The organism is Actinomadura sp. WAC 06369 (assembly GCF_003947565.1).
GTDB classification, from domain to species: domain Bacteria; phylum Actinomycetota; class Actinomycetes; order Streptosporangiales; family Streptosporangiaceae; genus Spirillospora; species Spirillospora rifamycini.
The window spans coordinates 24,843-33,230 of record NZ_QHJN01000089.1 but is presented as its reverse complement, the minus strand read 5'-3'; the positions used below and the strand labels follow the sequence as shown (position 1 = coordinate 33,230).

10 protein-coding genes are annotated in these 8,388 nt (G+C 74.7%); 6 read left to right on the top strand and 4 right to left on the bottom strand.

From position 1 onward, the window contains the following. The 3 genes from DMH08_RS23330 to DMH08_RS23320 form a co-directional block, all read left to right on the top strand. Positions 1-469 (top strand): thiolase C-terminal domain-containing protein (locus DMH08_RS23330; protein WP_442778646.1); only part of this gene is annotated, 469 nt, incomplete at its 5' end. Positions 470-473: 4 nt separating this feature from the next. Continuing rightward, positions 474-878: a Zn-ribbon domain-containing OB-fold protein gene (locus tag DMH08_RS23325; RefSeq protein ID WP_026405906.1), complete on the top strand. Its 405-nt coding sequence runs from the start codon at positions 474-476 to the stop codon at positions 876-878. A 25-nt stretch (positions 879-903) separates the two neighbouring features. After that, positions 904-2,037, top strand: a complete 1,134-nt coding sequence (locus DMH08_RS23320; protein ID WP_125617706.1) for an NAD(P)H-dependent flavin oxidoreductase — start codon at positions 904-906, stop codon at positions 2,035-2,037. Between the two features lie 65 nt (positions 2,038-2,102). On the opposite strand, the gene DMH08_RS23315 is transcribed toward DMH08_RS23320, so the two are convergent. After that, entirely contained in the window at positions 2,103-3,374 is a 1,272-nt protein-coding gene (locus tag DMH08_RS23315) for a cytochrome P450 (protein WP_125617704.1), read from the bottom strand. Positions 3,375-3,679: 305 nt separating this feature from the next. On the opposite strand from DMH08_RS23315, the gene DMH08_RS23310 reads away from it, so the two are divergent. Continuing rightward, the gene (locus DMH08_RS23310; RefSeq protein ID WP_199747960.1) at positions 3,680-4,081 is read left to right on the top strand and encodes an NUDIX hydrolase; all 402 of its coding nucleotides are present in this window, start codon (positions 3,680-3,682) and stop codon (positions 4,079-4,081) included. Between the two features lie 64 nt (positions 4,082-4,145). On the opposite strand, the gene DMH08_RS23305 is transcribed toward DMH08_RS23310, so the two are convergent. Together DMH08_RS23305 and DMH08_RS23300 are read right to left on the bottom strand one after the other, a co-directional pair. Further along, on the bottom strand, positions 4,146-5,111 hold the full coding sequence (locus tag DMH08_RS23305; RefSeq protein ID WP_125617702.1) for a CapA family protein: 966 nt from the start codon (positions 5,109-5,111) through the stop codon (positions 4,146-4,148). Positions 5,112-5,207: 96 nt separating this feature from the next. Beyond that, a complete protein-coding gene (locus DMH08_RS23300; protein ID WP_125617700.1) occupies positions 5,208-6,254 on the bottom strand; it encodes an SGNH/GDSL hydrolase family protein in 1,047 nt (348 codons plus the stop codon). Between the two features lie 96 nt (positions 6,255-6,350). Here DMH08_RS23300 and DMH08_RS23295 point away from each other — a divergent pair, with 96 nt between their 5' ends. Then, complete coding sequence (locus tag DMH08_RS23295) at positions 6,351-6,950, top strand: DUF4126 domain-containing protein (protein WP_026405901.1); 600 nt, start codon at positions 6,351-6,353, stop codon at positions 6,948-6,950. On the opposite strand, the gene DMH08_RS23290 is transcribed toward DMH08_RS23295, so the two are convergent. Then, positions 6,928-7,425: a GNAT family N-acetyltransferase gene (locus DMH08_RS23290; RefSeq protein ID WP_125617698.1), complete on the bottom strand. Its 498-nt coding sequence runs from the start codon at positions 7,423-7,425 to the stop codon at positions 6,928-6,930. The genes DMH08_RS23295 and DMH08_RS23290 overlap by 23 nt on opposite strands. Before the next feature lie 84 nt (positions 7,426-7,509). Here DMH08_RS23290 and DMH08_RS41835 point away from each other — a divergent pair, with 84 nt between their 5' ends. Then, on the top strand, positions 7,510-8,340 hold the full coding sequence (locus DMH08_RS41835) for a GNAT family N-acetyltransferase (protein ID WP_125617696.1): 831 nt from the start codon (positions 7,510-7,512) through the stop codon (positions 8,338-8,340). Positions 8,341-8,388 lie beyond the last annotated feature (48 nt).

The following is an 8,388-nucleotide window of genomic DNA, read 5'->3' as shown; positions in this document are numbered from 1 at the left end:
CCGTGACGTCCGCCGGGGTGATGCCCGCCATCTTCATCGCGGTGGCCCCGGACGCGGCAGCGAGTGGGGCCTGACGACCGGCGCCGCCGCGTCCGGGGCCACCGCGATGAAGATGGCGGGCATCACCCCGGCGGACGTCACGGTGTGCGAGCTGTACGACTGCTACACGTACACGGTCCTGGTGTCGCTGGAGGACTACGGCTTCTGCGCCAAGGGCGAGGGCGGCGCGTTCGCGGCGTCCGGCGCCCTCGGTCCGGGCGGGTCGCTGCCGACCAACACCGGCGGCGGGCAGCTGTCGGCGTACTACATGTGGGGCATGACGCCGCTGTCGGAGGCCGTGATCCAGGCCCGCGGGGACGGCGGCGAGCGGCAGGCGCCCGCCAACGACGTGATCCTCGTCAGCGGCAACGGCGGCATCCTCGACCACCACTCCACGCTGATCGTCAGCCCGCACCCGAAGGGAGCCTGACCCGATGGACATCGGCGTTCTGCGGCGCGACGGCCGCACCGACCCGTTCTTCGACGGCGCCGCCGCCGACCGGCTCGTGCTGAAGCGCTGCGCGGCCTGCGACCACCGGCTGGCCCCCGACGCGGGCGACTGCCCCGGCTGCGGGGGCACGGAGCTCGAGTGGGCGGACGCGAGCGGCGAGGCGGTCCTCGTCTCCTGGACCGTCACGCACGGGCGCCCGGCCGCGGACGGCTCCGTCCCGCCGCCCGCGTTCCTCGCGCTGGTCGAGCTGGCCGAGGGGCCGTGGCTGCACGCCCGGCTGGACGGCGTCGACCGCGCGGAGCTGCGCGAGGGCCTCCCGCTGCGCGCGGCGTTCGTCCATCCGGACGAGGGGGAGGCGTACGTGCTGTTCCGCCCCTGGACCGAATGACATTCGGTTTAGTAGCGTGCCGGGCATGGACACCGAGGTCTGCCGCCGTTTCGGCATCGAGTTCCCCCTGTTCGCCTTCAGCCACTGCCGCGACGTCGTCGCCGCCGTCACCAACGCGGGCGGCTTCGGCGTCCTCGGCGCGGTGGCCTACACGCCCGACCGCCTGGAGGAAGAGCTCCGCTGGATCGACGACCACGTGGGCGGGCGGCCGTACGGCGTGGACGTCCTCGTCCCCGGCAAGATCGACGCGTCGGCCGAGCGGGGCGGCGGGCTGGACGACATGCTCGCCGCGATCCCCGAGGAGCACTGGACCTTCCTCGCGGGCCTGTTCGAGAAGTACGACGTCCCGCCGCCGGACTTCGAGAAGGCGAAGCGCTCGAACGTCCGCGGCGGCACGCAGGTGACGAAGAAGGGCGCGTCCGAGCTGATCGACGTGTCCCTCGCCCATCCGATCGGGCTCATCGCCAGCGCGCTCGGCACTCCCCCGCCGCTCATGGTGGAGAAGGCCCGCGCGGCGGGCGTCCCGGTGGCCGCGCTCGTCGGCACCGCCGAGCACGCCCGCCGGCAGGTCGCCGCGGGCGCCGACCTCATCGTCGCGCAGGGCGGCGAGGCGGGCGGGCACACCGGCGAGATCTCCACGATGGTGCTGGTCCCCGAGATCGTCGACGAGGTCGCGCCGGTCCCCGTCCTCGCGGCGGGCGGGATCGCGACGGGCCGCCAGATGGCCGCGTCCCTGGCCCTCGGCGCGTCCGGCGTCTGGTGCGGCTCGGTCTGGCTCACCACCGAGGAGGCCGAGACCCCGCCCTCCGTCAAGGAGAAGATGCTCGCCGCGACGTCCCGCGACACGATCCGCTCCCGGTCCCGCACCGGCAAGCCCGCCCGGCAGCTCCGGTCGGCCTGGACGGACGAGTGGGAGGGCTCCGCGAGCCCCGGCGCCCTCGGCATGCCGCTGCAGATGATCGTCGCCGAGAGGGCCATGCGGCAGATCAACAAGGTCGCCGAGTCCGGCAACCCGGGGGCCCGGCAGCTCGCGAACTACTTCGTCGGCCAGTGCGTCGGGCTGATGAACACCGTCAAGCCCGCCCGCCAGGTGGTCTACGACATGGTGCAGGAGTTCGCCGACGCCGTGGACCGGCTCAACCGGATCACCGAGGGCTGACCGGCGGACGGGGGCCGCGCCCGCCGGGCCCCCGTCCGCACGACCGCGCGTTCACGACCATCCGTTCAGGACTCGGTGACCGGCGTGAACTCGAGGTGCAGGTCGTTGAGGCCGCGCAGGATGTAGGTCGGCTCGTAGGAGTAGCGGCGGTCCTCGGGCGGGCCGTGCTCGGCCTCGACGGCGGTGATGCCGGACGTCCGGTCCAGGAACCGCTCGATGCTGACGCGTGCCTCGATGCGGGCGAGCGGGCCGCCCGGGCAGGTGTGCACGCCGCGTCCGAACGCCAGATGCTCGCGCACGTTGGGGCGGTCGACGCGGAACTCGTGCGGGCACTCGAACCGGGCGGAGTCGCGGTTCACCGCGCCGTTGAGCACCATGACCGTGGTCCCGGGGGCGACGTCGACGCCGCCGAGCGTCCCGGGCGTCCGGGCGAGGCGGAAGCCGCTCTTGACCGGGCTCTCCATCCGCAGCGTCTCCTCGACGAACGCGGGGACGCGGTCGCGCTCGTCCCGCAGGAGCCGCTGCAGGTCGGGCCGGTCGACGAGGATGCGGAACGCGGAGGTGAGCAGCCGGGCCGTGGTGTCCTGCCCGGCCGCGAACAGGAAGCAGGCCACCCGGACCACGTCGGCCACCTCCGGCAGCGTGCCGTCGGGGAAGCGGGCGGTGGCCAGCGAGGTCAGGACGTCCTCGCGGGGCTCGCGGCGGCGGTCCTCGACGTAGGCGGTGAAGCGCTCCTCCAGGAACTCCAGCGGGTTGGCGATGGGCACCTCGCCGTTCTCCAGCGGCGCCGACCCGCTCGCGAGCTGCGCCCGGAAGCTCCGGTGGTCCTCCTCCGGGACGCCCAGCAGGTCCGCGATGACGAGCAGCGAGAACGGCTTGGCGTAGTCGCCCATCAGCTCGCAGCGGCCCCGGTCGAAGAACTCGTCGATCTGGCGGTCGGCCAGGCGCCGCATGAACGCCTCGTTCTCCTGCAGCCGCCGCGGGGTCAGCAGCTTGCGCAGCAGCGCCCGGTGCGCGGTGTGCTGCGGCCGGTCCAGGGTCACCAGGTGCTCGTTCATCGGGAACCGGTCGCGGTACTTCTCGATGAGCGCCCCGATGTCGTCGCCCTCCGGCTCGAACGGCAGGCTCGGGAACGGCCCGGTCACCGCGTTGACCGACGAGTAGCCCGCGGGATCCCGGAACACCTCGACGGCCTCGTCGTAGCCGGTCACCGCGGCGACGCCGTGGTGGGGCTCGATCCGGACCGGGCACTCCCCCCGAAGGCGGTCGTAGTACGGGTGGGGGTCGTCGATGAGGGACTCGTCCGTGAAGAGGTCAGGCTCGTCGAAGTCGCACAAGGGGGCCTCCGTCAAGGGGTCTGCCGGGGAGTTGCTCAGCGGCGCCGTCCATTGCCGAGCACGGGTTTGCGCTGGTCAGGGGGTTGCTTTGCGGTCAGGTTACGTTAACCGAAAGAGTCAAAACGCCATCGCGGGAGTAAGGCGGGCAGGCCGGTGGCCCGCGCCGGCGCGCGCCGTGCCGTCCGGGACGTCCGATCGTGACGCGATCAGGGGCGGCCGCCGCACGGAACTCGAAGGCGCCGGGGCGTGAGAATTGCGATGATGGACGCGGGGGACGAACGACGGCGACCGACGGGGGAACCCGGTTGATCAAGACCATTGACAAGATCGCGTGGATCCATCTGGAGGACGGCAGGGTGCTCGGCACCCGATCGCGCGGCAAGGACGTCTACTACCTCCCGGGCGGCAAGCGCGAGCCCGGCGAGACCGACCTCGACACCCTCGTCCGCGAGATCGGGGAGGAACTCGCCGTCGCCATCGAGCCCGACAGCGTCCGGCACTTCGGGACGTTCCGGGCGCAGGCGCACGGGCACGCGTCCGGCGTCACCGTCCGCATGACGTGCTACACCGCCGACCACCGGGGCACACCCGTCCCGTGCAACGAGATCGAGGAGGTCGGCTGGCTGTCCTACCGCGACCGCGACCGGGTCTCCCCCGTCGACCAGATCATCTTCGACCGGCTGCACGAGGCCGGCGACCTGCGCTGACCCGCCCCGCCGGCCCGGGGCCTCGCGCGGGCGGCGCGGCCCCGCCCGGAACATCGCGCGGGTGTCAGGGCGCGATGGTCAGCGGCCCGTGCGCGCCGCGCGCCGCGACCCGGGTGCCGAACGCCGCGCAGGCTTCGGTGAGGCGGCCCGCGATCCAGGCGCGGTCGGCGCCGTCGGCGAGGCGGGTGCGGGCGAAGTCGAGGCGGAGCGGGATCGCCTCGACACCGGACGGGCCGCGCCCGTCCAGGGCGACGCGGAAGAGCAGCCCCAGGTCGTTGCGGAGGAGCCCGTCCACGGCGTAGTCGTCGATGAAGTCGCCGAGGTCGAACAGGACCGGGCCGGCGACGCCGTGGAACACGTGGGCGGAGTGCCCGGCGACCAGCGTCGCGCCCGCCTCCAGCAACGCCCCGGCGGCCCGCCGGACGTACGGGAGCGGCTCGGACGTCATGTTCGGGCCCCAGTGCGGCGTGACGAGGACGGCGTCGTGGGACGCGCGCAGGTCGCGCACGAGGTCGAGGAGCCACCCGGGCACGCCGGCCCCCAGGTCGGCGTGGGCGACGCCCGGCCGGCCGGGCGCGGCGGCGAAGTCGGCGGGGTGGTCGGTGACGCCGACGACCGCCAGGCGCAGGCCGCCCGCCTCCAGGACGGCCGGTGCGCGGGCCTCGTCGCGGTCCCGTCCGGCGCCGACGGTCCGGACGCCCGCGGCGGCGAGGTGGCCGAGGGTGTCGGCGAGGGCGTCGGGGCCGTAGTCGAGGGCGTGGTTGTTGGCGAGCGTGACGCAGTCGACGCCCAGCCCGGCGAGGACCTCGGCGGCGGCCGGCGGCGCGCGGAAGTGGAACGCCTTGTGCGCCGGGTCCCATCGCCGCCCCCGGTCGGAGACGCAGCATTCGAGGTTCAGGACGGCGAGGTCGGCCCCGGCGACGGCGTCCCGCACCTCGGCGGAGAACAGGCCGCCCGGGTCGGCGGCGACGCGTTCGGCGACGCCGCGCCCCAGCATCGTGTCTCCGGCGAGGGCCAGCGTGACGGACATCGGAACCTCCCGTTCGGTCCCTTCATGCCCGTTGCGCCGGAGGCCGTCACGTCGAGGGCCGCGGGTTCGCCCCGGCGCGGCGCACGTCCGCTCCGCTCAGGTGAGGGGCCGGCCGGGCCCCTTCTTGATCTGCTCGGCGAACAGGCGGGCGAGGGCGTCGTGGCCCTTCGCGGTCGGGTGGAAGCTGCGCGGCTCGGCCTTGAACGCCGACAGGTCGACGGTGAGCCCGTTCATGTACGGGTCGCGGCTGCCCGCCTCGTGGCCGGCGAACGCGCTGTAGGCGTCCACGAACTCGACGCTGCCGGGCGCGCCCGCCGCCGCGATCTCCGCGTCGGCCTCGGCGGCCGCCTGCTCGATCAGCTTCCCCAGCTCGTAGGTGCGGGCGTTCAGCCACCGCTGGTCGCCGACGGTGATGTTGTCGCCGGGCGCGCCGTCCACCTCGGAGAACGCCTTCGGGTAGCCCATCAGGACGATCCGGGCCCGCGGCGCCCGCTCCCGCAGCCGGTCGATCAGGGCGGGCAGCTCCTGCCGCAGCTCGGCCATCCGCGCGGCGATGTCGACGCCCTGCTTCGTGCAGGCGTCGCTCCACGGCAGCTTCACCACGCAGCCCGCGAGGATTTTGGAGAAGCCGACGTCGTTCCCGCCGATGCTGATCGTGACCAGGCTGGTGCCGGCGCCGATCCGGCCGATCTGCGGGGGCTCGCCGCCCTTGCCGTCCAGGACGTCGTCGGTGGTCGCCCCCGAGCACGCCCAGAACGCGCTGCCCCCGGCGAACTCGAACGCCGCCGCGACCCCGTGGTAGTACGCCTCGGACGTCCGGTGGCAGCGGTTCAGCGGGTTGCGGTCGGCGACGGTGGCCTCGGCGCCGAGGCCGGACGAGTAGGAGTCGCCGAGCGCCGCGTACCCGCCCCGCACGGCCGCCTGGACGGGGGTGACCGACGGCTTCGCCGCCACGACCGGGTCGGCGCGGACGTCCGGTGCCGGCTCGCGGCAGCCGCTCCCGAACACCTCGCACCGCACCGCCGGCAGCGCCACCAGCGGGACGACCGCCAGGGCCAGCAGCGCGACCAGCGCGGCCGCGGAGAGCGTCCGGTCGCCGAGCCGTCCTCGCAGACCTCGCAGCCACGCCCCCGGGCTCGTCATCGTCCCCCCTGTCCTCTTGTGCCGGACGCCTCCGCCCGGAACCCGGATGGGGGGCGCCCACGTCCTAGGAGAACAACGATACGGGGGCCTTGGACGATGCTCGCGACCCTGACCGGCCTCGGCCTGTCGACCGCCGCCGGGTTGAACGCCTACATCCCGGTGCTCGTCGTCGGGCTCCTGGCCCGCTTCACCGACCTCGTCCGGCTGCCCGCCGAGTTCGGGTGGCTGACGAACGGCTGGGTGCTGGCCGGGCTCGCGGTGCTGCTCGCCGCCGAGGTCGTCCTGGACAAGATCCCGGCGGTCGACACGGTCAACGACGCCGTGCAGACGCTCGTCCGTCCGGCGGCGGGCGGGGCCGTGTTCGCCGCCACGGACGCGGCGGAGCGGCTGGACGCGCGGATCGAGACGTCGTCGTTCATGCAGGAGCACGCGTGGATCGGCTGGGTGCTCGGCATCGTGGCCGCGCTCGCGGTGCACGCCGTCAAGGCGTCGGTGCGACCGGTGATCGACGGCGGCACGTTCGGCTTCGGCGCCCCGGTCGTCAGCACCGCGGAGGACACCGCGTCGCTCGGCATGAGCGTGCTGGCGATCCTCGCCCCGATCGTGGCGCTGCTCCTCCTGCTGCTGGCGGTATGGACGGTCTACCGGCTGCTGCGGCGGATGCGGCGCCGCGTCAGCGGAGCGGCGCCCACATGACCACGCGCGGGCCCAGCCGGTGCAGGCCCGCCTCGATCTCGGCGTCCCAGTGCGCCCGCAGGCCAGGCCCCCACCGCTCCTCGGGCAGCTCGGCGAACCCGTGCCGCTCGTACCAGGGCATGTTCCACGGGACGTCCCGGAACGTCAGCAGGCTCACGCCCGGCGACCCGGCGGCCGCCGCCCGCGCCAGGACGGCCCGCAGCAGCGGCACGCCGATGCCCCGGCCGGTGAGGTCGGCGCGGACCGCGATCTGCTCCAGGTGGGCCGCGCCGTCGACACCGCGGACCGCGGCGAACCCCACCGGCGGGTCGCCCGCGACGACGATTTCGGCGTCCGTCCCGATCAGCTCCTCGATCACGGTGGGGCCGGGCGGGAACACGATGCCGACCGCCCGGAACACCCCGTCCGCGCCCCGCTCGATCTCCGGGAGGGCCGCCAGGTCGCCGTCGCGCGCCGTCCGCACCTCGACATCCATGGCGCGATCGTAGGGGGGCCGGGCGCCGCGGGACGACCGGATATCCGGATGCGCGGGCCGTCCGGCGTCGTCCAGACTGGGGCGATGGGCTGGACGCTGACGCGCGACCTCGACGCTTTCCTGACCGCCGCCGGACCGTTCATGCACGCCGACCCGGCCGTCCACACGGTGGCCCTCACGGCCACCGCGACCATGCGCGCCCAGGAACCGGGCGACCGCAAAGACGTCCTGTTCGCCTCCTGGACCCGCGGCGGCCGCGTCGCGGGCATCGCGATGTGGACGCCGCCGCGCCCGCCGCTGCTCGGCTGCCCGCCGGACGCGGCCCGCGAACTCGCGGGCGTCCTCCCTGGACCCGTCGGCGGCGTGCACGCCGCCCCGGACGTCGCCGACGCGTTCGCCGACGCGTGGCGGCACCGGACGGGCGGCTCGGCCCGCGTCGCGATGCGGCGGCGCCTCTACCGGCTCGGCACGCTCACCGCCCCCGACCCGGCGCCGCCCGGCGCGGCCCGCATCGCGACCGCCGCCGACCGCGGCGTCGCCGGCGCGTGGTTCGTCGCGTTCAGCGAGCTGGACGAGCAGCACGGCCGCGCGAACCTCGCCACCCTCGACGACCGCATCGCCACCGGCGGCCTCGCCCTGTGGGAACGCGGCGGGACGCCGGTGTCGATGGCCGCGCGCACCCGGATCGCCGCCGGAATGGCCCGCGTCGCGCCCGTCTACACGCCGCCGGAGCACCGCCGCAACGGCTACGGCGCCGCCGTCACCGCCGCCGTGACCCGCTCCGCCCTTGACGCCGGCGCGCGCGAGGTCGTCCTGTTCACCGACCTCGCCAACCCGACGAGCAACGCCATCTACCGGCGGCTGGGCTACCGCCCCGTCGAAGACCGCACCATCATGTCCTTCGCCCCCGCCTGACCCGCGACCGCGCAGAGCTCGCGCACGGTGTTCCTTGGCGCTCCGGCC